Below are 26258 nucleotides of genomic sequence, written 5' to 3' on the forward strand. Positions count from 1 at the left end.
TGCGCAATGGACGTGCAATGCCGTGTTGTGTAAACGCGTTTTTCAGATGCTTGAAAATTCTCCACCTGACCTCAGATAAGTGACTGCGGGATGCCGAAGTCGGGTTCCGCGATATGAACCTTGCTGAAGTTTTCAGGAGAATACTCATGAGCAACGTACTGTCCCTGGCCCCACTGTTTCGCCAGTCTGTCGGTTTCGACCGTTTCAATGATCTTTTCGAATCTGCCCTGCGTAGCAATGACGCTGGCAGTTCCTACCCGCCTTACAACGTCGAGAAGCACGGCGAGGACCACTACCGCATCGTGGTCGCGGCTGCCGGTTTCGAGGAAGACGACCTGGAGTTGCAGGTCGAGCGTGACGTGCTGACCGTGGTCGGCAACAAGCGTGATCGCAGCGCCGAAAGCATCAGCTACCTGCATCAGGGTATCGCCCAGCGCGCGTTCAAGCTGTCCTTCCGCCTGGCTGACCATATCGAGGTCAAGGGTGCCAATCTGGTCAATGGTCTGCTGCATGTCGAGCTGGAGCGCATTGTGCCGGAAGAGGCCAAGGCCAAGCGCATTCCTATCGGTAGCCAGCGTCCTGCGCTGGAAAACTGAGCCGCTGATGCATGAAAGAAGGCGCCCCACGGGGCGCCTTCTTCGTTTCAAGCGACAGTCTGCCTCGGCAAGGTGCGCCGTGCGCACCGAGGGTGCTGACAGGTTACGCTCGCTGCCTTTCCAGTAGTTGACGAAAGGCCTCCTGCGGCAGCGGTTTGCTGAACAGATAACCCTGGTAGAGATGGCAGTCCTGTGACTGCAGGAAGTCCAGTTGGTCCTGCTGCTCGACCCCCTCGGCGATCAGCGCCAGGCCCAGGCTGCGCGCCATGGCGACGATGGCGCGGATGATCTCGGCATCGTTGGGATCGTGGGTGGCGTCACGCACGAAGGACTGATCGATCTTCAGCATGTCCACCGGCAGGCGCTTGAGATAGGTCAGCGAGCTGTAACCCGTGCCGAAGTCGTCCATGGCGAAGCTGACACCGTGCTTTTTCAGGCGCAGCATCTTGCCGACGGTGTCATCGATATTCTGAATGACGATGCCTTCGGTGATCTCCAGCTTGAGCATGGCGTTGGGCAGTTGGCTGTCGCGCAGGCTACTGGCGACTCGTTCAACGAAGTCGTGCTGGCGGAACTGCCGCGGGCTGATGTTGACGCACAGGCTGAAACGCTCGCTGTCGACCAGGCTGTCAGCCAGCAGTTGAGCGCAGAAATGGCAGGCCTCGGCCAACACCCAGCCACCGACCTCGACGATCAGCCCGCTCTCTTCCAGCACCTGAATGAACTGTGCGGGCGACTGTGGACCCAGCTGTGGATGCTGCCAGCGCAGCAGCGCCTCGGCACCGACCACCTTGCCATCACGGGCATCGACCTGGGGCTGGAAGTGCAGTTCGAACTCGCCACGTGCCAGGGCCAGGCGCAGATCGTTCTCCAGGCGCAGGCGTGCGCTGGCGGCGTCCTGCATGGTGGTGCGAAACAGCTGGATGGCGTTACGCCCGGAGTCCTTGGCGCGGTAGAGGGCGATATCGGCGCGTTTGAGCAGATCCGCCGGGGTGTTGCCGTGATCGGGAATCAGGGCGACGCCGATGCTCGGCGTCACCTGCAGGCGGTGACCGTCCAGCAGCATCGGTTCGGCCAGTAGCTGACGCAGCTTGTCGGCGACCTGGCGGACGTGGCGGGTGACCTCCGAACGTTTGCCCTCCAGACCGGAGAGCAGCACCACGAATTCGTCGCCGCCGAGGCGGGCCACGGTGTCCTCCAGACGCACGCTGGCTTCCAGGCGCGCAGTGACCAGGCGCAGCACGGAGTCGCCGACAGGATGGCCGAGTGAGTCGTTGATGTGCTTGAAGTGGTCCAGGTCGAGGAACAGCAGGGCGCCGCGCAGATCATGGCGCTTGAGCAGGGCGATCTGCTGGGTCAGGCGGTCCATCAGCAGGGCGCGGTTGGGCAGGTTGGTCAGCGCATCGTGGTAGGCCAGGTGCTGTACCTGCGCCTGCGCCTGCTTCAGTTCGCTGATGTCGCGCGCGGTGAGCAGCAGGCAGGGCACGCCATTGAGCTCTATGGGTTGCACGGAAACGTCGACCAGACGCACCTCGCCGTCACGATGCCGGCCGTGCATTTCCATGTGCAGCACCTGGCCCTGCTGGGCCAGGTGCTCGATCATGCGCACGCGCTCTTCGGGGTAGGCCCAGATGTCCAGCTCGAAGGCCGTGCGACCGACTACTTCGTCCGGCAGATAGCCGGTGATGCGGGTGAAGCCTTCGTTGACCTCGATATAGCGCCCGCTGTCACGTTCGGTGATGGTGATGGCGTCCGGACTGGAGTGGAAGGCTTTGGCGAATTTCTCTTCCGAGGCTTGCAGGCGTTGCTCGCGCAGCAGCCGCTCGCTGATATCGACCAGCGTGCCGACCATGCGCTGCGGTTGGCCGGTATCGTCGAGCTGCAGTTTGGCGGTGCTTTCGAGAAAGCGCAGGCCGCCATTTTCCAGCTGCACACGATAGGTGACCTGATAGTGGCTGCGTCGTTCTTCGACCAGGCTCTGGTAGCTCTGGCGCAGGCTGTGTCGATCCTCCATCGGTACCTGACGGAAGAAGTCGAGGAAGGCGCCTTCGAACGGTAACGGCTCCAGGCCTTGCAACTGGGACGCCCGGGCGCTGGCAAACAGCCGACTACTGGGTATGTGCCAGTCCCAGGTGCCCAGATCGGCCGACTCCAGGGCCAGGCGCAGGCGCTGCCTGCTTTCGTTGAGTGCCTGCTCCTGCACGCGCTGCTCGGTGATGTTGCGCACGGTGAGGACCAGGCAGTTGGTGCCGTTGAGTTCGATTTCGCCACCGAACAGCAAGTTGCTGGTGACGCTGCCGTCGCGGCTGAACAGCCGTACCTCGAGGTTGTTCAGGCATCCGGTCTGCGCGGCGTCGAGCATACGCTGGCGGTCGCTGGGGTCAGCCCAGATGCCCAGCTCCAGTGAGGTGCGGCCCACTGCTTCGGCGCTGCTCCAGCCAAATTGCTGCTCGAAACTCGGGTTGACCTCGATGAAGCGGCCTGTTGCCCGGTCAGTGATGGCCACTGCGTCTGGCGTATGCATGAAGGCCTTGGCGAACTTTTCCTCACTGGCGCGCAGGGCGTTTTCTGCGCGCTTGCGTTCGCTGGTATCGAGGAAGGTGCAGAGCATCAGGCGCTCGCCCTGTAGCTCGATGTACTGGCTCGACAGTACGCCATCGAGAATATCGCCACCACGGGTGCGCAGTTGTACTTCCTGAATCACTGGCTCGCGGCTCAGCGGCGCTTGCTGGCGCAACTGATCGCGCTGGCTGGCGTGAACCCAGAGATTCAGCTCATGGGTGGGGCGGCCAAGAATGTCGCTGGCGTTCCAGCCGAAGGCGTGGGTGAAGTGCTGGTTGACCTCGACGATCTCGCTGTTGTCGTAGCGCACCAGCATCATGATGTCGGGGCTCAGGCGGAACAGGCTGGCGAAGCGTTCCTCGGAGGCGCGCAGGGCTTCGGCACGCTCCTGCTGGGCAGTGATGTCGCGGATCACGCCGAACATGCGCGGCCGACCATCGGCCTCGCGTTGCAGGCTGCCGGTGATCTCCAGCCAGTGCAGGCTGCCGTCCGGCCAGCGAATACGGTGGCGCAGGGCGTCGGCAATCTGTTCGCCCTTGAGGATGGCGTCGAATTTAGCCAGCACCTCGGCACGTTCCTCTTCGGGAATCAGCTCGATGTAATGCAGTTCTCGTGTGACCGGGCGATTGGGGTCGAGGCCGAACAGGGCCTGGGCGCCGCGCGACCAGTTCACCTGGCCACTGCGAATGTCCCAATACCAGGTGCCGAGATGGGCGCCGTTCAGCGCGGCCAGCAAACGCGGCGCGTCTTGCCAGGTTTGCTCGAATTCGGCGGGATCCATCGCCGGTATATGTGGCAGGGGCGGGGTCTGGTCAGTCGATCTGGCCATGGCCGTACCTTCCTCCGGAGTGCGCGATGCGCGGGGCGGGCGTTAGAGGCATGTAGATATGTTTTTGTCGTTATGTCGCCACGTTAGTCTCAGTTCGGATGCCTATGCAAGATCATCGCGCTGGCTGTCGAGCAGATCCATGAATGCCCGTGCGGCATTCGACAGGGTGCGCTCGGTATGCAGGATGTAGCCCAACTGGCGGGTCAGCTGGATGCCCGGTATCGGCAGGCGCGCGACCTGCTCGTCGAGCATGGTGCGCGGTAGCACGCTCCAGGCCAGGCCGATGGACACCATCATCTTGATGGTTTCCAGGTAGTTGGTGCTCATGGCGATGTTGGGCGTCAGGCCCTGGGCCTCGAACAGGCGCTGCACGATGTGATGGGTGAAGGTGTTGCCGCCGGGGAAGACCGCAGGATGCTGCGCCACGTCGGCCAGGTTGATCACCTGGCTGCGGGCCAGCGGGTGTTCCGGTGCGGCGACGAAATCCAGCGGATCGTCCCACACGGCGACGGCACGGATCGGCTCACGAGTTTCCGGGGCGAGGGTAATCACCGCCAGCTCGGCGCGACCATGCAGCACTTCTTCGTACGCGACCTCCGAGTCGAGGAACTGGATATCCAGCGCCACCTGCGGGTGGGCGCGGGTAAAGGCGCGCAACAGGGCGGGCAGGCGGTGCAGGCCGATGTGGTGGCTGGTAGCCAGGGTCAGGCGGCCGCTGACTTCGCCGGACAGGTTGGTCAGCGCGCGACGGGTATCGTCCAGTACGTTGAGGATCTGGTAGGCGCGCGGCAGCAGGGCGCGGCCGGCCTGGGTCAGGCCAATTTCGCGGCCGAGGCGGTCGAACAGGCGCACGCCCAGTTGCTGTTCCAGGCCGGCGATGCGCTTGCTTACGGCTGGCTGGGTCAGGTGCAGGCGCTCGCCGGCTTCGGAAAAGCTGCCGGTTTCGGCAATGGCGATGAAGGCATTGAGGTTGGCCAGATCCATGGAACGCTCCGGTAAGTAATGATGCGTTGAGCATACATTCCTCTTCGGAATCCTTTGAATAAAAAATATGAATTTGAGTTATTTCGTGCCTGGCAATAGCATTCTCCCCATAAGCCGAAGGGCCATTTTCGCCCAGGCATAGAAAGGTGCACTTCTGACGCCGGGCGGTGATAACGCAGGCAGTTTCCGGATGTGCTCAAAAGGCGCTGATGAGGTAAGGCTGATGACTGGCAAGACGCTCTACGACAAGCTCTGGGAAATGCACGAAGTGAAACGTCGCGACGACGGTTCCTCGCTGATCTACATCGATCGTCACATCCTCCATGAGGTGACCTCGCCACAGGCCTTCGAGGGGCTGCGTCTGGCCGGGCGTAAGCCGTGGCGCATCGACGCCAACATCGCCACCCCGGATCACAACGTGCCGACCACCAAGGCCGAGCGTCAGGGTGGCCTCGAGGCCATCGCCGACGAAGTCTCGCGTATCCAGGTGCAGACCCTGGACGAGAACTGCGATGACTTCGGCATTCTCGAGTTCAAGATGAACGACGTGCGCCAGGGCATCGTCCACGTGGTCGGGCCGGAGCAGGGCGCTACCTTGCCGGGCATGACCGTGGTTTGCGGCGACTCGCACACCTCCACCCATGGCGCCTTCGGCGCGCTGGCCCATGGCATCGGCACTTCCGAGGTCGAGCACGTGCTCGCCACCCAGTGCCTGGTGGCCAAGAAGATGAAGAACATGCAGGTGCGCGTCGAAGGCAAATTGCCGTTCGGCGTCACCGCCAAGGACATCGTGCTGGCCGTGATTGGCAAGATCGGCACCGCTGGCGGCAACGGCCATGCGCTGGAATTCGCCGGCAGCGCGATTCGCGATCTGTCGCTGGAAGGGCGCATGACCATCTGCAACATGTCCATCGAGGCTGGCGCCCGTGTGGGTCTGGTGGCGGTGGACGAGAAAACCATCGCCTACGTCAAGGATCGTCCGTTCGCGCCCAAGGGCAGCGACTGGGACAAGGCCGTGGCGCAGTGGCAGAACCTGGTGTCCGACGCCGATGCGGTGTTCGACACTGTGGTCGAGCTGCGTGCCGAAGATATCAAGCCGCAGGTGAGCTGGGGCACCTCGCCGGAGATGGTCCTGGCCGTTGACCAGAACGTGCCGGACCCGGCTGCCGAGGCCGACCCGGTGAAGAAGGATTCGATCATCCGCGCACTCAAGTACATGGGCCTGAGCGCCAATCAGCCGATCACCGATATCCAGCTCGATCGCGTGTTCATCGGCTCCTGCACCAATTCGCGTATCGAGGACCTGCGCGCTGCCGCCGAGGTGGCCAAGGGGCGCAAGGTCGCCAGTACCATCAAGCAAGCCATGGTGGTGCCGGGTTCTGGCCTGGTGAAACAGCAGGCCGAGGCCGAGGGGCTGGACAAGATCTTCATCGAGGCCGGTTTCGAATGGCGTGAGCCGGGCTGCTCCATGTGTCTGGCGATGAACCCGGACAAGCTGGGCAGCGGCGAGCATTGCGCCTCGACCTCCAACCGCAACTTCGAAGGTCGTCAGGGCGCCGGTGGCCGTACCCACCTGGTGAGCCCGGCCATGGCTGCCGCTGCGGCAGTGACCGGTCGTTTCATCGACGTTCGCGAATTGATCCAGGCCTGAGGAGTTAGATGATGAAAGCCTTCACCCAACACACCGGCCTGGTCTGCCCGCTCGATCGCGCCAACGTCGACACCGACCAGATCATTCCCAAGCAGTTCTTGAAGTCGATCAAGCGCACCGGCTTTGGCCCCAACCTGTTCGACGAGTGGCGCTATCTGGACATCGGTCAGCCGAACCAGGACAACTCCAAGCGTCCGATCAACAAGGATTTCGTGCTCAACTTCCCGCGCTACCAGGGCGCCAGCGTGCTGCTGGCCCGTGAGAACTTCGGCTGCGGCTCTTCGCGCGAGCACGCGCCGTGGGCGCTGGACGAGTACGGTTTCCGCACGGTGATCGCGCCGAGCTTCGCCGACATCTTCTTCAATAACAGCTTCAAGAACGGCCTGCTGCCGATCGTCCTCAAGGACGAAGAAGTCGATGCACTGTTCGAGCAGGCCGAGGCCACCGAGGGTTATCAACTGACCGTCGACCTCCAGGCGCAGACCGTGACTCGCCCCGATGGTGTGCAGTACAGCTTCGAGGTCGATGCCTTCCGCAAGCACTGCCTGCTCAACGGCCTGGACGACATCGGTCTGACCCTGCAGGATCAGGACGCGATCAAGGCGTTCGAGGTCGGTTATCAGCAGAGCAGCCCCTGGCTGTTCGGCGCAATCAAGTAAGGCGTTCGATAGGGTGCGCTGTGCGCACCTGATTTAAGACTATTTAAGTGGTGCGCACGGCGCACCCTACGGTTTGATGAGGATGCAATGAGCAAGCAGATTCTGGTTCTCCCTGGCGACGGTATCGGCCCGGAAATCATGGCCGAGGCGGTCAAGGTGCTGAACCTGGCCAACGACAAGTACGCCCTGGGTTTTGAACTGAGCTTCGATGACCTGGGCGGCGCCGCCATCGACCGCTATGGCGTGCCGCTGGCCGACGAGACTCTGGCGCGCGCCCGAGCCGCTGATGCCGTGCTGCTCGGCGCCGTAGGCGGGCCGAAGTGGGATACCATCGATCCGGCCATCCGCCCGGAGCGCGGCCTGCTGAAGATCCGTTCGCAACTGGGCCTGTTCGGCAACCTGCGTCCGGCCATCCTCTACCCGCAATTGGCCGAGGCCTCCAGCCTCAAGCCGGAAGTGGTTGCTGGCCTGGATATCCTCATCGTCCGTGAGCTGACCGGCGGCATCTACTTCGGCCAGCCGCGCGAAAGCAAGGTGCTGGAAAACGGCGAGCGCATGGCCTATGACACTCTGCCGTACAGCGAGAGCGAAATCCGCCGCATCGCCAAGGTCGGCTTCGATATGGCGCGCGTGCGCGGCAAGAAGCTGTGTTCGGTGGACAAGGCCAACGTCCTGGCCTCCAGCCAGCTGTGGCGCGCCGTAGTCGAGGAAGTGGCCAAGGACTACCCGGACGTCGAACTGAGCCACATGTACGTCGACAACGCCGCCATGCAACTGGTGCGTGCGCCCAAGCAATTCGACGTGATGGTCACCGACAACATGTTTGGTGACATTTTGTCTGACGAAGCTTCGATGCTCACTGGTTCCATCGGCATGCTGCCGTCGGCATCCTTGGACGCCAACAACAAGGGCATGTACGAGCCTTGCCATGGCTCCGCGCCGGACATCGCCGGCAAGGGCATCGCCAACCCGCTAGCTACCATTCTCTCGGTGTCCATGATGTTGCGTTACAGCTTCGGCCAGGTCGCTGCCGCCGATGCCATCGAGAAAGCGGTGAGCCTGGTGCTGGATCAGGGCCTGCGTACCGGTGACATCTGGTCCGAGGGCAAGACCAAGGTCGGTACCGCTGCCATGGGTGATGCAGTAGTCGAAGCGCTGCGTAGTCTGTAATCTTCCCAGCCCCGCCGGGGTGGTTCCGGCGGGCTGTTTATATAGGTGTAGTCGTTATGAAACGTGTAGGTCTGATCGGTTGGCGTGGCATGGTCGGTTCCGTGCTCATGCAGCGCATGCTGGAAGAGCGGGACTTCGACCTGATCGAGCCGGTGTTCTTCACCACTTCCAATGTCGGTGGCCAAGGCCCTGCCATTGGCAAGGACATCGCTGCGCTGAAAGATGCCTACAGCATTGACGACCTCAAGGGCCTGGACGTGATCCTGACCTGCCAGGGCGGCGACTACACCAATGAAGTATTCCCCAAGCTGCGTGAAGCTGGCTGGCAGGGCTACTGGATCGACGCGGCCTCTAGCCTGCGTATGGATGACGACTCGGTGATCGTGCTCGACCCGGTCAACCGCAAGGTGATCGACCAGGCGCTGGACGCCGGCACCAAGAACTACATCGGCGGCAACTGCACCGTCAGCCTGATGCTGATGGCGCTCGGTGGTCTGTACGAGGCTGGTCTGGTGGAGTGGATGAGTGCCATGACCTACCAGGCTGCTTCCGGTGCTGGCGCGCAGAACATGCGTGAACTGATCAAGCAGATGGGCGCAATCAACGGCGCTGTCGCCGATGAACTGGCCGACCCGGCCAGCGCCATCCTCGACATCGACCGCAAGGTGGCCGAGGCCATGCGTGGCGAAGGCTTCCCGGTCGACAACTTCGGTGTGCCGCTGGCTGGCAGCCTGATCCCCTACATCGACAAGGAACTGCCGAACGGGCAGAGCCGTGAAGAGTGGAAGGCTCAGGCCGAAACCAACAAGATTCTCGGTCGTTTCAAGAACCCGATCCCGGTCGATGGCATTTGCGTGCGCATCGGTGCCATGCGCTGCCACAGCCAGGCATTGACCATCAAGCTGAACAAGGATGTGCCGATGGCCGATATCGAAGGCCTGATCAGCCAGCACAATCCCTGGGTCAAGCTGGTGCCGAACCACCGCGAAGATTCCATCCGCGACCTCGGCCCGACTGCCGTGACCGGTACCCTGAGCGTTCCGGTCGGTCGTCTGCGCAAGCTCAACATGGGTTCGCAGTACCTGGGTGCGTTCACCGTCGGTGACCAGCTGCTGTGGGGCGCTGCCGAACCTCTGCGTCGCATGCTGCGGATCCTGCTGGAGCGCTAAGCGCGAAGCCGGTATCCAGCATCAAACAAAGCCCTTCTGTCTCGGCAGAGGGGCTTTGTGCTTTCTGGGGGGCGATTGCCTGGGCGATGGGCCGCAGTTACAGTGCCGCTCCTTCTGTGTCGTAGGTCAGCTCATGAGTCAGTCCATCAATGTCGCCCTGATCGGCGCCACCAGCAACGTCGGTGAAGCGCTGGTCGAATTGCTCGAAGAGCGTGAGTTTCCGGTGAAGGATCTGCATCTACTGGCCAGCAGCGAGTCGGCTGGGCAGAGTCTTTCTTTCCGTGGTCGGCAGGTGCGGGTCAGGTCACTGGATGCCTTCGATTTCACTCAGGTGCAACTGGCGTTCTTTGCTGCGGGCTCTGACGTGACGCGCAGCCATCATGAGCGCGTGGTCGCAGCCGGTTGCTCGGTCATAGACCTGAGCGCTGCTTTTTCGCTGGAGCAAGCGCCATGCGTATTGCCCGAGCTTGGCGCTGCGGGGCTGCCGGCATTGACCAAGCCGTGGTGCGTCAGTGCGCCGACACCTTCGGCGGTTGCCTGTGCGCTGGTGCTGGCGACGCTGAGGCCTGTACTGATGCCTCAGCAGCTGCAGGTGACTGCCATGCTGTCGATCTCCACTCTGGGGCGCAGTGGTGTGCAGGAGTTGGCGCGGCAGACCGCCGAGCTGCTCAACGGGCGCCCGCTGGAGCCCAAGACGGTGGATCGACAGGTCGCGTTCAACCTGCTGGCGCAGGTCGGCGAGGTGGATGATCATGGGCATGCTCAATTGGAGAAGCGTCTGGCGGCCGAGATTCAGCAATTATTGAGTCTGCCCGAGCTTCCGGTAGCAGCTACCTGCGCCTTGGTGCCGGTGTTCTTTGGCGATAGTCTCGCACTGGGCGTGTATGCTGATTCGGATATCGATATCAGTGCAGTGCGGCAGTTGCTCGAGGTCGAGCAAGGCATCGAGTTGGTAGAGGCCGGCGATTACCCGACTGCAGTGGGCGATGCGGTGGGGCAGGATCAGATCTACGTGGGCCGTGTCCGGCGTGGCGTGAGCGATCCAAGGCAACTCAATTTGTGGATTGCGTCTGATAATGTAAGAAAAGGCGCCGCGCTGAACGCTGTGCAGATAGCTGAGTTATTGATAAAACACTATCTGTAAAAGATACTTACCTAGAAATTTGAAGAATCTTTCTAGCTTGGCAATACTGGCTGAGTTGATTGCTGAATGGGGAGCCGCTCGTGGAGCGGAGGCAGGCAGCAATTCTCAAGACCCTCTCGCATGCCGAGAAAAAGATAAAACAAGGGATAACGCTATGGTTCGGGTTCGCAAACTGGTGCTGGCAATCGCAGCCGCTTCCGCGCTGTCTTCCGGTATGGCGCATGCGCTGGGGTTGGGTGAGGTTACCCTGCAATCGTCGCTGAATCAGCCGCTGGTAGCGGAAATCGAATTGCTGGAGGTACGCGATCTTGCTTCCAATGAGGTGATTCCCAGTCTCGCGTCCCCTGAGGAGTTCATCAAAGCCGGTGTCGATCGTCAGTACTTTTTGACCGATCTCAAGTTCACCCCGGTATTGAAGCCCAACGGCAAGAGCGTTATCCGCATCACCTCGAGCAAGACCGTGCGTGAGCCTTACCTCAACTTCCTGGTTGAAGTGCTCTGGCCGAACGGACGCTTGCTGCGTGAATACACCTTGCTGCTCGATCCGCCACTTTACTCGCCGCAACCGTCCGTAGCTGCTGCCCCGCAGTTGCCAGTTGCTGCGCCTTCGCCACGCCCAGCTGCCGCGCCTGCCACTGCGCCAGCCAGCGCTGCACCTGCTGCGGCTCCGCGTCCTGCAGCGCCGGCACCCGCGTCGCGCGCCATTTCCGGTAACGAATACAGAACCACTGCCAACGATACGCTCTGGGAAATCGCCCAGCGTGTCGGTGGTGGTTCGGTCAATCAGACCATGCTGGCTATTCAGGATCTGAATCCGGATGCCTTCATCGGTGGCAATATCAACCGTATGAAGAGCGGTCAGGTGCTTCGTCTGCCGGACGAACAGCAGATTCGCAGCCGCAGCAATGCCGAGGCGATCGCTCAGGTTGCCGAGCAGAATGCCGCCTGGCGTGAAGGCCGTGCTGTCGCTTCGCGTCAGCTGGATGCCACTCGCCGCACCACAGCGGGTGCTGCGCCGGCGACTGCAGAGGCGGGTGATAGCCTGAAGCTGGTCGCTGCTGAAGCGGGTCAGTCCACTCGCGGTAGCGATACCGGTGCGGCTGGCAGCAAGGCGCTGGCCGACAAGCTGGCAGTGACTCAGGAAAGTCTGGATTCGACTCGTCGCGAGAACGCCGAGCTGCAGAGCCGTGTAGGTGACCTGCAAAGTCAACTGGACAAGCTGCAGCGTCTGGTGGAGCTGAAGGACAGCCAGTTGGCCAAGCTGCAGGCCGACCTGTCGGCAGCACCCGCAACGCCCGCTGCAACGGAAGAACCGCCTGCGGAAACTCCGGCAGTAGAGCCTGAGGCCGCACCGCCCGCTGTGGAGGCGGCCACGCCGCCGACTACGCCGCCTGAGGAGGCGGCGCCCGACTACAACTATTCCGAGGAACCGGCTGCGCCTGTCGAGGACAGCGCCGCCGCAACCCAACAGCCGGCCAGTGAGCCGGCTGCTGCCGTTGAACCAGCCACCCCGGCCAAGCCGGCCGAAGCAGCCAAACCTGCTACACCTGCTCCTGCGCCTGCACCGGCCCCACAGGGCTTTATCGATGACCTGATGGCTAACCCGATGACGCTGGGGCTGGCCGGTGGTGGGGCGCTTCTGCTTCTGTTGATCGGCCTGATGGCGCTGTCGCGCCGCAACGCCCAGAAAGAGTCCGAGCTGCAAGATGAACTGGCTGACGACCTGTCTCAGGAGCAGGCGTTCGCCTCCGATTTGGATATGCCTGAAGACAGTTTCGCTGGCCTCGACGACGAGCCTGTCCAGGCCGCCCAGGCCGCTGGCGAGGAACGTGTCACGGCGCAGACTGGCGACGCATTGGGCGAGGCTGATATCTACATTGCTTACGGGCGCTTCAATCAGGCGGCCGAGCTGCTGCAGAACGCGATCAATGACGAGCCACACCGTGCCGATCTGCGTCTGAAGCTGATGGAAGTCTACGCCGAGCTGGGTGACCGCGAAGGCTTTGCCCGTCAGGATAACGAGCTGCGCGAGATCGGCGGGGTGAATGCCGAAGCTGAGCAGCTGAAGTCCAAGTATCCAGCGATCGCAGCCTTCGCAGGTGCGGGTGCCGCAGCTGCCGCTGCCTCCGTCGATGACGACATGGGCGACTTCAGTCTGGACGACCTCAGCCTGGATGAGCCGACCGCAGAAGCGCCTGCTTCCACCAGCGGTGATCTGGATGATGCCTTCGATCTGAGCCTCGACGACCTGGAGGCCGATCTGGAGAGCGATGTTCAGTCGGCCAAGGCTGAGCAAGCGCCGTTGTCGTTGGATGATGATCTGGACTTCGGTCTGGTCGATGAGCCTGCCGCGCCGGCAGCTTCTGCCGACGACGATCTGGGCTTCGATCTCGCCCTGGATGATGACAAGGTTGAGCTATCCCAGCCGGCCGACGATCTGTCCGCGTTCAGCCTGGATCTGGACGAGACGACTCCGGCAGTCAGCGATGAAGCTGATGATTTCCTGCTGAGCCTCGATGACAATGCACCGCTGAACCAGCCGGCCGACGATCTTTCCGATCTGAGCCTCGATCTGGCTGAAGAAGCGCCATCTGCCAATCTCGATCTGCCGGCTGACTTCGATCTCTCGCTCGAAGACGAGACTCCGGTTCAGCCGGCTGTTGCATCCGACAGCTTTGCCGCGCAGCTGGATGAAGTGACCGCCGAGCTGGATCAGCTGTCGACTGACTTCGAAGAGCCGCAAGCAGCTCCGCTGGCGCCGGCCAACAGCCTGTCCAGTGATCTGGACGGCGATGATGACTTCGACTTCCTGTCCGGCACCGATGAAACCGCGACCAAGCTGGATCTGGCTCGGGCTTATATCGACATGGGTGACACCGAAGGTGCGCGCGACATTCTTGATGAAGTGATTGCCGAAGGCAGCGATGCCCAGCAGCAAGAAGCTCGCGAGATGATTGCCAAGATGGTTTGATTGATAGATGTCTGACGCAGTACCTGTAGCGGCCGCCGAAATGGCGGCCGCTGGCTTTTTCAGAATCGCCCTGGGCCTCGAATACAAGGGCGCACGTTATCGCGGGTTCCAGCGCCAGGGCGCGAATGTTCCGTCGATCCAGGGGCACCTGGAAAATGCCTTGTCCAAGGTCGCCGGTGGTGCCCCGGTCAGCATTCTGTGCGCAGGGCGTACCGATGCTTCTGTGCACTCCAGTGGTCAGGTGGTGCATTTCGATACCACTGTCGAGCGTTCTCTGCATGCGTGGATCATGGGCGCCAACATGAATTTGCCCGGTGACATCAGCGTGACCTGGGCGAAGGTGATGCCGGCGCACTTTCATGCACGCTTCTCGGCCATGGCGCGACGCTACCGCTACGTGATCTACAACGATCCGATTCGCCCGGCGCACATGGCCGAGGAAGTCACCTGGAATCATCGGCCGCTGAATGTGGCGCGCATGCGTGAAGCGGCCCAGGCGCTGGTCGGCACCCATGATTTCAGCGCCTTCCGGGCCACGCGCTGCCAGGCCAAGTCACCGATCAAGACCGTGCACCACCTGCAACTGATCGAGCATGGCCGCTTCATCGTGCTGGATATCCGCGCCAATGCTTTTCTGCATCATATGGTGCGTAACATCGCCGGTGTGTTGATGACCATTGGTGCGGGCGAGCGGCCGCCGGAATGGGCGCGCGAGGTGCTCGAGCGGGGCGATCGACATAGTGGGGGAGTGACGGCGCACCCCTACGGTCTATACCTGATACAGGTCGATTACCCGGAGGAGTTCGAATTGCCACAGCGCTATCTCGGGCCGCATTTTCTCTCCGGTCTGCCGGACGTGCGACAGCCATAACCCTTTGTTACCATCCGAGCCCGGATGGCGAGAGGTATGAACGTGACGGTCGTACGTAGCAAGATTTGCGGGATCACCCGCATCGAGGATGCTCTGGCAGCGGTGGAAGCGGGAGCCGACGCCATTGGTCTGGTGTTCTACGGGAAAAGCCCGCGAGCAGTCAGCATCGAGCAGGCCGCAGCTATCCTGCAGGCGTTACCGCCGTTCGTGACCAGTGTCGGGCTATTCGTCGACATGCCGCGCGACGAGCTGCAACAGTTGTTGCAGCGCCTGCCGCTGGATCTGCTGCAGTTTCACGGTGATGAGTCGCCGGCCGACTGTGAAGGCCATGGCCGCCCCTATATCAAGGCGCTGCGGGTTCGCCCTGGTGAGGATGTGGCGGCCGCCATGGCGCCCTACGCTGGTGCGCAGGGTATTCTGCTGGATACCTTCGTCGAGGGCGTGCCGGGTGGTACGGGCGCTTCGTTCGATTGGTCGCTGGTGCCTGAAGATGTCGCCAAGCCAATCATCCTGGCCGGTGGCCTGGATGCAGGCAATGTCGCGACGGCTATTCGCCAGGTGCGGCCCTATGCCGTGGATGTCAGCGGTGGGGTAGAGGCCAGTAAAGGCATAAAGGATGCAGGCAAGATTCGTGCATTCGTGCGGGCAGTGCGTGATGCTCGATGTGACGGCGATTGAAGCAGGGCCGTCAATTAGCCTGTCACGCCGCCCTGGCTCGTTTCGACGGGCGCTGGGTGCGGCAGAAAAGAATTGCTGGAGATGGGCGTTTCACGATGAGGCGTTCATCCGAACCAACGGTTATGGAGAAATGACAGCATGAGCAACTGGTTGGTAGACAAACTCATTCCCTCGATCATGCGTTCCGAGGTGAAGAAGAGCTCTGTGCCCGAGGGCCTGTGGCACAAATGTCCGTCCTGTGATGCCGTGCTCTACCGTCCTGAGCTGGAAAAGACACTCGATGTCTGCCCCAAGTGCAATCACCACATGCGTATCGGCGCTCGTGCGCGTATCGACCTCTTCCTCGATGCCGAGGGGCGCGAGGAGATCGGTGCCGATCTCGAGCCGGTCGACCGCCTGAAATTCCGCGACAGCAAGAAATACAAGGATCGTCTGGCTGGTGCGCAGAAGCAGACTGGCGAGAAAGACGCGCTGATCTCCATGAGCGGCACCCTCGAAGGTATGCCGATCGCCGTTTGCGCCTTCGAGTTCTCCTTCATGGGTGGCTCCATGGGCGCCATCGTTGGCGAGCGTTTCGTTCAGGCGGCCAATGTCGCGCTGGAAAAACGCTGTCCGCTGGTGTGCTTCTCCGCTTCCGGTGGTGCGCGCATGCAGGAAGCGCTGATCTCGCTGATGCAGATGGCCAAGACTTCGGCCGCCCTGGCGCGCCTGCGTGAAGAAGGCCTGCCGTTCATCTCCGTGTTGACTGATCCGGTCTACGGCGGCGTTTCCGCCAGCCTGGCGATGCTCGGCGACGTGATCGTGGCAGAGCCGAAGGCTCTCATCGGCTTCGCCGGTCCGCGCGTGATCGAGCAGACCGTGCGCGAGAAATTGCCGGAAGGCTTCCAGCGTAGCGAGTTCCTGCTGGAGCATGGTGCCATCGACATGATCATTTCGCGCAATGAACTGCGTCCGCGCCTGGCGCGTCTGCTTGCGCAAATGATGCATCGTCCCTCTCCGGTTTCCCTGCCGGCCACTGCATGACCGAACGTAGCCTGGGCGAGTGGCTCGCCTACCTCGAGCAGTTGCATCCGTCGGCCATCGACATGGGGCTGGAGCGCTCGCGTGAGGTGGCGCAGCGGCTCGGCCTGGGCAAACCTGCGCCATTGGTGGTTACCGTCACCGGTACCAATGGCAAGGGTTCTACCTGCGCCTTTCTCGCCAGCCTGATCGCAGCCCAGGGGCAGCGCGTCGGTGTCTACAGTTCACCGCACCTGCTGCGTTACAACGAGCGTGTGTTGCTTGATGGGCGCGAGGCGAGCGATGAAGAGCTGTGTCAGGCTTTCGCGGCGGTCGAGGCCGCGCGTGGTGAAATTTCCCTGACCTATTTCGAGATGGGTACGCTGGCGGCCTTCTGGCTGTTCGAGCGTGCTCAGCTGGATGCCGTGGTGCTTGAAGTTGGCCTCGGTGGGCGCCTGGATGCGGTGAACCTGGTCGATGCCGATCTGGCCCTGATCACCAGCATTGGCCTAGATCATGCTGACTGGCTGGGCGATACCCGTGAATCGGTCGCCTTCGAAAAGGCCGGGATCATGCGCGCTGGCATGCCCGCATTTTGCGGTGATCTCGACCCGCCGCAGCCCTTGCTGGAGCAGGCGGTGTCTTTGGACACGCCGTTGTTCCTGCGTGGTCGTGACTATGATCTGAATGTGCAGGCGCAGGACTGGTCCTGGTATGGCCTCGATGCAAAAGGCCAGGTGCTGCGGCTGGAGCAGCTGCCTCTTCTTGATCTGCCAATGGAAAACGCGGCGCTGGCGTTGCAGGCCTATGCGCTTCTGCCGCTGCCGTGGAATCACCAGCAGATCGTTCAGGCCCTGCTCGCCACGCGGGTAACCGGGCGTCTGGATCGTCGTGCGCTGGATTGGCGAGGCAAGTCACTCACACTGTTGCTCGATGTTGGGCATAATCCCCATGCCGCCGATTATCTGGCGCAGCGCCTGGAGAGTTGCCCGTTGGTCGGGCAGCGTTGGGCGGTGTTCGGTTTGTTGGCCGACAAGGACCTGCCCGGCGTGGTGTCGCCGCTTCTGAGTCTGGTTGCTGGTTGGGCCGTGGCGCCGCTGGATACGCCGCGGTCACGCTCTGCCGATGATCTGGCCGAGCACCTGCGGGGGCAGGGCGCGGTGGTGGTGCAGTACCCGGATGTGCGTACCGCGCTCGATGCGCAGTGCGAGCAGGCGGCAGAGGGTGACGAGATACTGTTGTTCGGATCGTTTTTCTGCGTGGCCGAGGCCCTGGATTGGTTGGCCCGCCCGGCTTGATAAGGGGATTGGGGATGGCAATGCTGGACAGTGGGCTCAAGCAGCGCATGGTCGGTGCTCTGGTGCTGGTGGCGCTGGCGGTGATTTTCCTGCCTATGCTGCTGTCGCGCGAGGATGAGATGCGCCGCGTGGTAGTGGATGCGCCGGCCATGCCGCAAGCGCCGGCTGCTGCCGAGATCATCGTGCAGCCTGCCGAGGTCGTCGAGCCCGAGGAGTTGCCGCAGGAGCCGGTTCCCGTCGAAGAGGTGGAGCCTCAGATCGTCGAGGTGCCTGAGCAGCCCAAGCCGACCCCGCCGCCTGTCGCGCAGCAGAACAAGCCCGATCCGGTCAAGACCGAACAGGCGGCGAGCGCTGCTCCTGCCAAGCCCGAAGGCCGCCTGGACGCCAACAGTCTGCCGATCAGCTGGTCGGTACAGTTGGCCAGTCTGTCCAGTCGCGCGGGAGCAGAAAATCTGCAGAAAACGCTGCGCAGTCAGGGTTACAACGCCTATATCCGTACTTTCGATGGCATGAATCGGGTGTTTGTCGGGCCGTTGATCGAGCGCGCCGAGGCCGAGCGTCTGCGTGACCAGCTCAACCGCCAGCACAAACTCAGCGGTTTTGTCGTGCGCTTCCAGCCGGAAGCAGGCTAAGCACGCAAGGGACTTTGCAGCGCCTGGTTACCCGAAGCGCCGGGCTCTGCTAAAATGCTCCGCCTTTTCCGCTGGTAGGCCGCACCGTGGTATTCACCTGGGTCGATTGGGCGATCATCGCCGTCATCGCCATTTCTAGTTTGATCAGTCTGAAGCGCGGCTTCGTCAAGGAAGCCCTGTCGCTGCTGACCTGGATCATCGCAGGTGTGGTCGCCTGGATGTTCGGTGGCGCACTGGCCCAGCATCTCGTCGAATTTATCGAAACGCCTTCCGCGCGGGTCATTGCAGCCTGTGCCATTCTCTTCATCGCCACCTTGCTGGTGGGCGCTCTGGTCAATTTCCTCATTGGTGAGCTGATCCGCGTGACAGGCCTGTCCGGTACCGACCGTTTTCTCGGCATGGTATTCGGCGCCGCACGTGGTGGTTTGTTGGTGGTGCTGCTGGTCGGGCTGATCAGCCTGGCGCCAGTGGAGCAGGATACGTGGTGGCAACAGTCGCAACTGGTGCCGCATTTTCTGATGGTCGCCGACTGGTCGAAGAACCTCATTCTGGGGTGGTCCGATCAGTGGTTTACCGGTGGATCGGCTCACCCAGCTGATCTGCTTTAAAAGAGTGACCGTTGCGGAGTAACCGCTGCATCGGTCGCTGAATTAGCCTGAACTATCTAGCAGGGGTCGTGGCACATGTGTGGCATCGTCGGTATCGTCGGTAAATCGAACGTCAATCAGGCGCTGTATGACGGGCTCACCGTCCTCCAGCACCGCGGCCAGGATGCTGCCGGTATTGTCACTAGCCATGATGGCCGTCTGTTCCTGCGCAAGGACAACGGCCTAGTGCGTGACGTGTTCCAGCAGCGTCACATGCAGCGCCTGGTTGGCCATATGGGCATCGGTCATGTGCGCTATCCGACCGCTGGTAGCTCCAGCTCGGCCGAAGCTCAGCCGTTCTACGTCAACTCGCCGTACGGCATCACCCTGGCGCACAACGGCAACCTGACCAACGTCGAGCAGTTGGCCAAGGAGATCTACGAGTCCGATCTGCGCCACGTGAACACCAATTCCGATTCGGAAGTGCTGCTCAACGTGTTTGCCCATGAGCTGGCCCAGCGCGGCAAGCTGCAGCCGACCGAAGAAGATGTATTCGCTGCCGTCACCCACGTGCACGAGCGCTGCCTGGGCGGTTACGCCGTCGTCGCGATGATCACCGGCTATGGCATCGTCGGTTTCCGCGACCCCAACGGCATTCGTCCGATCGTCTTCGGCCAGCGCCATACCGATGAAGGCGTCGAGTACATGATCGCGTCCGAGAGCGTGTCGCTGGACGTGCTCGGCTTCACCCTGATCCGCGACCTGGCGCCGGGCGAGGCGGTCTACATCACCGAAGAGGGCAAGCTGTTCACCCGTCAGTGCGCGGCCAACCCGCAGTACGCGCCCTGCATCTTCGAGCACGTTTACCTGGCGCGCCCGGACTCGATCATGGACGGTATCTCGGTGTACAAGGCGCGTCTGCGCATGGGCGAGAAGCTGGCCGACAAGATCCTGCGCGAGCGTCCGGATCATGACATCGACGTAGTCATCCCGATTCCTGACACCAGCCGTACCGCGGCGCTGGAGCTGGCCAATCATCTGGGCGTGAAATTCCGCGAAGGTTTCGTCAAGAATCGGTACATCGGCCGTACCTTCATCATGCCCGGCCAGGCGGCGCGCAAGAAATCCGTAAGGCAGAAGCTCAACGCCATCGAGCTGGAATTCCGCGGCAAGAACGTGATGCTGGTGGACGACTCCATCGTCCGTGGCACCACCTGCAAGCAGATCATTCAGATGGCCCGCGAGGCCGGCGCGAAGAATGTCTACTTCTGCTCGGCAGCCCCGGCGGTGCGCTACCCGAACGTCTACGGCATCGACATGCCGAGCGCCCATGAGCTGATCGCACATGGCCGCAGCACCGAAGAGGTCTGCGAGCTGATCGGTGCCGACTGGCTGGTTTATCAGGACCTGCCGGACCTGATCGAAGCAGTCAGCGGCAGCAAGAAGATCAAGATCGACAACTTCGACTGCGCGGTGTTCGACGGCAAGTACGTCACCGGCGACGTCGACGAGGCATACCTGGACAAGATCGAGCAGGCGCGCAACGATGCCAGCAAGGTCAAGTCGCAGGCAGTCAGCGCGATCATCGATCTGTATAACAATTGATTCGAGCGGGCAGGGCAGCGGTCCTGCCCGGGCTGTTTTCGTGAGGAAGCGATATGACTCTGGAATGGGAAGCCGGCAGGCTCGACAGCGACCTGGATGGCGTAGGCTTCGACACCCTGGCGGTGCGTGCCGGTCAGCACCGTTCACCTGAGGGCGAACATGGCGAAGCGTTGTACCTGACGTCCAGTTACGTGTTCCGCACCGCTGCCGATGCCGCTGCGCGTTTTGCTGGCGAAGTGCCGGGCAACGTCTATTCGCGCTACACCAACCCCACCGTCCGTACCTTCGAGGAGCGCATTGCCGCGCTGGAAGGTGCCGAGCAGGCGGTGGCGACCGCTTCCGGCATGTCGGCGATCCTCGCCATCGTCATGAGCCTGTGCAGCGGCGGCGACCACGTACTGGTGTCGCGCAGCGTGTTCGGCTCCACCATCAGCCTGTTCGAGAAGTACCTCAAGCGCTTCGGCATCGAGGTGGATTACGTGCCACTGGCCGATCTCGATGCCTGGCAGGGCGCGTTCAAGCCCAATACCAAGCTGCTGTTCGTCGAGTCGCCGTCCAACCCGCTGGCCGAGCTGGTGGATATCGCCGCACTGGCGGAAATCGCCCATGCCCGCGGCGCGCTGCTGGCGGTGGACAACTGCTTCTGCACGCCGGCCCTGCAGCAGCCGCTGAAGCTTGGCGCCGATATCGTCATGCACTCGGCGACCAAGTACATCGACGGCCAGGGCCGTGGCCTGGGCGGTGTGGTGGCGGGGCGTAGCGAGCAGATGAAGGAAGTGGTCGGTTTCCTGCGTACCGCAGGTCCCACCCTGAGCCCGTTCAACGCCTGGATGTTCGTCAAGGGCCTGGAAACCCTGCGCATCCGTATGCGTGCGCAGAGTGAGAGTGCGCTGCAGTTGGCGCTGTGGCTGGAGCAGCAGCCGCAGGTCGAGCGCGTGCATTACGCAGGGCTGCCCAGCCATCCGCAGCACGAACTGGCGAAAAAGCAGCAGAGCGCCTTCGGTGCCGTGGTCAGTTTCGAGGTCAGGGGTGGCCGTGATGCCGCCTGGAAGGTGATCGATGCCACACGCGTCATCTCCATCACCACCAACCTCGGCGATACCAAGACCACCGTCGCCCATCCAGCTACCACCTCCCATGGCCGCCTGACGCCGCAGGAGCGTGCCAACGCCGGCATTCGCGACAACCTGATCCGCGTCGCTGTGGGCCTGGAAGAGCTGGAAGACCTCAAGGCGGACCTGGCGCGCGGCCTGGCTGCGCTCTGAGCATGCTGGAGTGGGGGACGAATGACACGCCCAACAACGGGCGTGTCGCGCTGGTCACCGGAGCCGCTCGCGGGATCGGCCTGGGTATCAGTGCCTGGCTGATCACCGAGGGTTGGCAGGTGGTGTTGGCCGACGTCGACCGCGAGCGTGGCTCCAGAGTGGCACGTGCTTTGGGTGATAACGCCTGGTTCGTGGCCATGGATGTGGCCAAGGAAGATCAGGTAAGCGTCGGCGTCGCCGAGGTGCTCGGCCAGTTCGGGCGTCTCGATGCGCTGGTGTGCAATGCAGCCATCTCCGATCCGCACACGCCGCCGCTGGAGTCGCTCGACCTCAAGCGCTGGAATCGCCTGCTGGCGGTCAACCTGACAGGCGCCATGCTGCTGGCCAAGCACTGTGCGCCATATTTGCGTGGGCATCGCGGCGCCATCGTCAATATCGCCTCCACCCGCGCCAGCCAGTCCGAGGCCGATTGTGAGGCGTACGCTGCGAGCAAGGGCGGGTTGGTTGCGCTCACTCACGCGCTGTCGATCAGTCTGGGCCCGGAGGTGCGTGTCAACTGCGTCAGCCCAGGCTGGATCGACTCTCGCGACCCGTCGCAGCAGCGCCTGGAGCCGCTGTCGGTATTCGATCATGCGCAACATCCGGTCGGCCGTGTGGGTACCGTGGAGGATGTAGCGGCGCAGGTCGCCTGGCTGCTCTCCGATGCGGCCGGTTTCATCACCGGACAGGAGTTCGTCATCGACGGCGGCATGAGCCGCAAGATGATCTATCAGGATTGAATGCCTGTGGCAGCGAGCTCTGCTCGCGGAACGTGGTCTTGAAACCTTCGCGAGCAGAGCTCGCTCCTACAGATTCGACGCAAACGAAAAAGGCTCCCGAGGGAGCCTTTTTCATATCTGGCCGAATTACATGTTGGGGTAATTCGGGCCACCGGTGCCTTCCGGCGCCACCCAGGTGATGTTCTGGGCCGGGTCCTTGATGTCGCAGGTCTTGCAGTGCACGCAGTTCTGCGCGTTGATCTGGAACTTCTTCTCACCGTCTTCCTGCGTCACCACCTCGTACACGCCGGCCGGGCAGTAGCGCTGCGCCGGTTCGTCGTACAGCGGCAGGTTCTTCGCCAGCGGAATGCTCGGGTCGGTGAGCTTCAGGTGGCAGGGCTGCTCTTCTTCGTGGTTGGTGTTGGAGAGGAATACCGAGCTCAGTTTGTCGAAGCTCAGTTTGCCGTCCGGTTTCGGGTAGGCGATCTTCGCGCACTCGGCTGCAGGCTTCAGGCAGGCGTAATCCGGCTTGTTGTCGTGCAGAGTGAAGGGCGCCTTGCCGCCGAAGATGTTCTGGTCCAGCCAGTTGATGCCGCCGCCGACGATGGCGCCGTACTTGTGGATGGCCGCACCGAAGTTGCGGCTGCGGAACAGTTCGTCATACAGCCAGCTGGCCTTGAAGCCATCGACGTAGTTGCTCAACTCGTCGCCACCTTCGCGGCCGGCTGCCAGGGCTTCGGCGATGGCGTCGGCAGCCAGCATGCCGGACTTCATCGCGGTGTGGCTGCCCTTGATCTTGGCGAAGTTCAGGGTGCCGAGGTCGCAGCCGATCAGGGCGCCGCCCGGGAAGACCATCTTCGGCAGCGAATTCAGGCCGCCCTTGCTGATGGCGCGTGCGCCGTAGGCAACGCGCTTGCCACCTTCCAGGTACTGGGCAATTACCGGGTGGTGCTTGTAGCGCTGGAATTCGTCGAACGGCGACAGGTGCGGGTTGGCGTAGGACAGATCGATGATCAGACCGACCACGACCTGGTTGTTCTCCAGGTGGTAGAGGAAGGAGCCACCGGTATTGTCGGTGCCCATGATGTCCATCGGCCAACCGGCGGTGTGCACCACCAGGCCTTGTTCATGCTTGGCCGGGTCGATGTCCCAGATTTCCTTGATGCCGATGCCGTAGTGCTGGGCGTCGGCTTCGCTGTCGAGCTTGTATTTCTTGATCAGTTGCTTGCCGATGTGGCCACGGCAGCCTTCGGCGAACAGGGTGTACTTGGCACGTAGTTCCATGCCGGGGGTGTAGTAGCCTTCCTTGGGGTTGCCTTCACGGTCGACACCCAAGTCACCGGTGACGATGCCGCGTACCACGCCATTCTCGTCGATCAGCGCTTCCTGAGCGGCGAAGCCCGGGTAGATCTCCACGCCCAGGTTCTCGGCCTGCTGGGCCAGCCAGCGGCACAGGTTGCCCAGGGAAATGATGTAATTGCCTTCGTTGTGCATGGTTTTCGGCACAAAGAAGTCAGGAATTCGGGTAGCCTTGTCAGCGTCGCGCAGCAGATAGATGTCATCGCGCTTGACCGGGGTGTTCAGCGGGGCGCCGAGTTCTTTCCAGTCGGGGAAGAGTTCGTTCAGGGCGCGCGGTTCGAACACCGCACCAGAGAGGATGTGAGCGCCAACTTCGGAGCCTTTCTCGACCACGCAGACGCTGATCTCCTGACCCGCTTCAGCGGCTTTCTGCTTCAGTCGGCAGGCGGCGGACAGTCCGGACGGGCCGGCGCCGACGATGACGACGTCGAACTCCATAAATTCGCGTTCCACAGGCTATCTCCTACTCAAGGCTCTTCGATATTTTATGTTGGAGGGCGCGGCTCGCTCCCTAAGCACGGCGTGGGCATTATATCTACACCCTCTCAGCGGGCCAATACAAACGTTTGTTTGAATTTTCTGTAGGCCTGTTAGAATCGTACTACATCGCGGATGACCGGCCAGTTCGCTGTATTGACCGGGCCAGGCCGCGGGGTCAAGATACGGGCGGTTTTGCGCTCGCCGTCTGAGCTGAAAGGTTGGTTGCGGCCGATTTTGCATCACCGGCCAGGCTCGCCTTGGCGACATTCTTATTCACCGGAGAGTAACGAGGAATCCATGAAGGTTCTTGTAGCTGTCAAACGAGTGGTTGACTACAACGTCAAGGTTCGCGTCAAGGCGGACAACAGCGGCGTCGACCTCGCCAACGTCAAGATGTCCATGAACCCCTTCTGCGAAATCGCCGTGGAAGAAGCCGTACGCCTGAAGGAGAAAGGCGTGGCGAGCGAAATCGTCGTCGTCTCCATCGGCCCGGCTACCGCCCAGGAGCAACTGCGCACCGCGCTGGCTCTGGGTGCCGACCGTGCCATCCTGGTCGAATCCAATGACGAGCTGAACTCCCTGGCCGTGGCCAAGCTGCTCAAGGCAGTGGTCGACAAGGAGCAGCCGCAGCTGGTGATCATGGGCAAGCAGGCCATCGACAGCGACAACAACCAGACCGGCCAGATGCTGGGCGCCCTGACTGGCTTCGGCCAAGGCACCTTCGCCTCCAAGGTCGAAGTGGCTGGCGACAAGGTCAACGTTACCCGTGAGATCGATGGCGGTCTGCAGACCGTTGCGCTGAACCTGCCGGCGATCGTCACCACTGACCTGCGTCTGAACGAGCCGCGCTATGCGTCGCTGCCGAACATCATGAAGGCCAAGAAGAAGCCGCTGGAAACCGTCACTCCGGACGCTCTGGGCGTTTCCACCGCCTCCACCGTGAAGACCCTGAAAGTCGAAGCGCCGGCTGCTCGCAGCGCTGGCATCAAGGTCAAGTCCGTGGCTGAACTGGTCGAGAAACTGAAGAACGAGGCGAAGGTAATCTAAATGACTATCCTGGTTATCGCTGAACACACCAATGCCGCTCTGGCTGCCGCGACCCTGAACACCGTTGCTGCTGCACAGAAGATCGGTGGCGACATTCACGTTCTGGTAGCCGGTGCCAACGCTGGCGCTGCTGCCGAAGCCGCGGCCAAGATCGCTGGCGTGGCCAAGGTCCTGGTTGCCGACAACGCTGCCTATGCCAACCAACTGCCGGAGAACGTCGCTCCGCTGGTAGCCGAACTCGGCAAGGGCTACAGCCACATCCTGGCGGCCGCGACCAGCAACGGCAAGAACATCCTGCCGCGCGTCGCTGCTGCTCTGGACGTCGATCAGATCTCCGAGATCATCGCCGTTGAAAGCGCCGACACCTTCAAGCGTCCGATCTATGCCGGTAACGCCATCGCGACCGTGCAGTCCTCGGCTGCCATCAAGGTGATCACCGTGCGTAGCACCGGTTTCGACGCGGCTGCTGCCGAAGGCGGCAGCGCTGCCGTTGAAGCCGTTTCCGGCCCGGCTGACGCCGGCAAATCCGCGTTCGTTGGCGAAGAACTGGCCAAGTCCGACCGTCCGGAACTGACCGCTGCCAAGATCGTCGTTTCCGGCGGCCGTGGCATGGGCAATGGCGACAACTTCAAGCACCTGTACGCCCTGGCCGACAAGCTGGGCGCTGCCGTAGGTGCTTCCCGCGCTGCCGTCGACGCCGGCTTCGTGCCGAACGACATGCAGGTCGGTCAGACCGGCAAGATCGTTGCGCCGCAGCTGTACATCGCCGTCGGTATCTCCGGCGCGATCCAGCACCTGGCCGGTATGAAGGACTCCAAGGTGATCGTTGCGATCAACAAGGACGAAGAGGCGCCGATCTTCCAGGTGGCTGACTACGGCCTGGTCGCCGACCTGTTCGAAGCCGTACCGGAGCTGGAGAAGTCGGTCTAAGCCGCTTTTTCCGC

21 protein-coding genes are annotated in these 26258 nt (G+C 62.1%); 18 read left to right on the forward strand and 3 right to left on the reverse strand.

The window, feature by feature from the left end:
* Nucleotides 1–146 precede the first annotated feature (146 nt).
* Nucleotides 147–596 carry an Hsp20 family protein gene (locus BM186_RS08340; RefSeq protein WP_021489943.1) on the forward strand — a complete coding sequence of 150 codons (450 nt, stop codon included), beginning with the start codon at nt 147–149 and terminating at the stop codon, nt 594–596.
* Between the two features lie 103 nt (nt 597–699).
* Here the strand turns inward: BM186_RS08340 and BM186_RS08345 are convergent, their stop codons facing one another.
* Nucleotides 700–3987, reverse strand: coding sequence for a sensor domain-containing protein (locus BM186_RS08345; protein ID WP_074914538.1), 3288 nt, complete (start codon nt 3985–3987; stop codon nt 700–702).
* 102 nt (nt 3988–4089) lie between these two features.
* A complete protein-coding gene (locus BM186_RS08350) occupies nt 4090–4971 on the reverse strand; it encodes a LysR family transcriptional regulator (protein ID WP_074914540.1) in 882 nt (293 codons plus the stop codon).
* Between the two features lie 223 nt (nt 4972–5194).
* Here BM186_RS08350 and leuC point away from each other — a divergent pair, with 223 nt between their 5' ends.
* From leuC to BM186_RS08425, 15 genes are all read left to right on the forward strand, one after another.
* A complete protein-coding gene (gene leuC / locus BM186_RS08355; protein ID WP_074914543.1) occupies nt 5195–6622 on the forward strand; it encodes a 3-isopropylmalate dehydratase large subunit in 1428 nt (475 codons plus the stop codon).
* Between the two features lie 11 nt (nt 6623–6633).
* Complete coding sequence (gene leuD, locus BM186_RS08360; protein WP_074914544.1) at nt 6634–7281, forward strand: 3-isopropylmalate dehydratase small subunit; 648 nt, start codon at nt 6634–6636, stop codon at nt 7279–7281.
* 87 nt (nt 7282–7368) lie between these two features.
* On the forward strand, nt 7369–8451 hold the full coding sequence (gene leuB, locus BM186_RS08365; protein ID WP_074914547.1) for a 3-isopropylmalate dehydrogenase: 1083 nt from the start codon (nt 7369–7371) through the stop codon (nt 8449–8451).
* A 56-nt stretch (nt 8452–8507) separates the two neighbouring features.
* Nucleotides 8508–9620 carry an aspartate-semialdehyde dehydrogenase gene (asd, locus tag BM186_RS08370; protein WP_003461106.1) on the forward strand — a complete coding sequence of 371 codons (1113 nt, stop codon included), beginning with the start codon at nt 8508–8510 and terminating at the stop codon, nt 9618–9620.
* 133 nt (nt 9621–9753) lie between these two features.
* Nucleotides 9754–10764 (forward strand): aspartate-semialdehyde dehydrogenase, encoded by a 1011-nt coding sequence (locus tag BM186_RS08375; RefSeq protein WP_074914549.1) that lies wholly within the window; start codon nt 9754–9756, stop codon nt 10762–10764.
* Between the two features lie 154 nt (nt 10765–10918).
* Nucleotides 10919–13735 carry a motility hub landmark protein FimV gene (locus BM186_RS08380; RefSeq protein ID WP_074914551.1) on the forward strand — a complete coding sequence of 939 codons (2817 nt, stop codon included), beginning with the start codon at nt 10919–10921 and terminating at the stop codon, nt 13733–13735.
* A gap of 7 nt (nt 13736–13742) precedes the next feature.
* The gene (gene truA / locus BM186_RS08385) at nt 13743–14606 is read left to right on the forward strand and encodes a tRNA pseudouridine(38-40) synthase TruA (protein ID WP_045733085.1); all 864 of its coding nucleotides are present in this window, start codon (nt 13743–13745) and stop codon (nt 14604–14606) included.
* A gap of 24 nt (nt 14607–14630) precedes the next feature.
* Nucleotides 14631–15284, forward strand: coding sequence for a phosphoribosylanthranilate isomerase (locus tag BM186_RS08390; protein WP_074914554.1), 654 nt, complete (start codon nt 14631–14633; stop codon nt 15282–15284).
* 138 nt (nt 15285–15422) lie between these two features.
* A complete protein-coding gene (gene accD, locus BM186_RS08395) occupies nt 15423–16307 on the forward strand; it encodes an acetyl-CoA carboxylase, carboxyltransferase subunit beta (RefSeq protein ID WP_017677314.1) in 885 nt (294 codons plus the stop codon).
* Nucleotides 16304–17581: a bifunctional tetrahydrofolate synthase/dihydrofolate synthase gene (gene folC / locus BM186_RS08400; RefSeq protein ID WP_074914568.1), complete on the forward strand. Its 1278-nt coding sequence runs from the start codon at nt 16304–16306 to the stop codon at nt 17579–17581. The genes accD and folC overlap by 4 nt, the downstream gene beginning before the upstream one ends.
* 14 nt (nt 17582–17595) lie before the next feature.
* Nucleotides 17596–18213, forward strand: a complete 618-nt coding sequence (locus BM186_RS08405; RefSeq protein ID WP_074914571.1) for an SPOR domain-containing protein — start codon at nt 17596–17598, stop codon at nt 18211–18213.
* Nucleotides 18214–18299: 86 nt separating this feature from the next.
* Nucleotides 18300–18821: a CvpA family protein gene (locus BM186_RS08410; protein ID WP_003461125.1), complete on the forward strand. Its 522-nt coding sequence runs from the start codon at nt 18300–18302 to the stop codon at nt 18819–18821.
* 75 nt (nt 18822–18896) lie between these two features.
* Complete coding sequence (purF, locus tag BM186_RS08415) at nt 18897–20405, forward strand: amidophosphoribosyltransferase (protein ID WP_003461126.1); 1509 nt, start codon at nt 18897–18899, stop codon at nt 20403–20405.
* Between the two features lie 53 nt (nt 20406–20458).
* Entirely contained in the window at nt 20459–21670 is a 1212-nt protein-coding gene (locus BM186_RS08420) for an O-succinylhomoserine sulfhydrylase (protein WP_074914574.1), read from the forward strand.
* 2 nt (nt 21671–21672) lie between these two features.
* Nucleotides 21673–22449, forward strand: coding sequence for an SDR family oxidoreductase (locus tag BM186_RS08425; protein ID WP_074914577.1), 777 nt, complete (start codon nt 21673–21675; stop codon nt 22447–22449).
* Nucleotides 22450–22575: 126 nt separating this feature from the next.
* Here the strand turns inward: BM186_RS08425 and BM186_RS08430 are convergent, their stop codons facing one another.
* On the reverse strand, nt 22576–24240 hold the full coding sequence (locus tag BM186_RS08430; RefSeq protein WP_074914580.1) for an electron transfer flavoprotein-ubiquinone oxidoreductase: 1665 nt from the start codon (nt 24238–24240) through the stop codon (nt 22576–22578).
* Nucleotides 24241–24564: 324 nt separating this feature from the next.
* Here BM186_RS08430 and BM186_RS08435 point away from each other — a divergent pair, with 324 nt between their 5' ends.
* Nucleotides 24565–25314 (forward strand): electron transfer flavoprotein subunit beta/FixA family protein, encoded by a 750-nt coding sequence (locus tag BM186_RS08435; protein ID WP_012018936.1) that lies wholly within the window; start codon nt 24565–24567, stop codon nt 25312–25314.
* Nucleotides 25315–26244 carry an electron transfer flavoprotein subunit alpha/FixB family protein gene (locus BM186_RS08440; protein ID WP_017677310.1) on the forward strand — a complete coding sequence of 310 codons (930 nt, stop codon included), beginning with the start codon at nt 25315–25317 and terminating at the stop codon, nt 26242–26244. It begins immediately after the preceding gene.
* Nucleotides 26245–26258: the final 14 nt, after the last annotated feature.

The sequence above is a fragment of the Ectopseudomonas toyotomiensis genome (genome assembly GCF_900115695.1).
In the GTDB taxonomy this organism is placed as follows: Bacteria; Pseudomonadota; Gammaproteobacteria; order Pseudomonadales; family Pseudomonadaceae; genus Aquipseudomonas; species Aquipseudomonas toyotomiensis.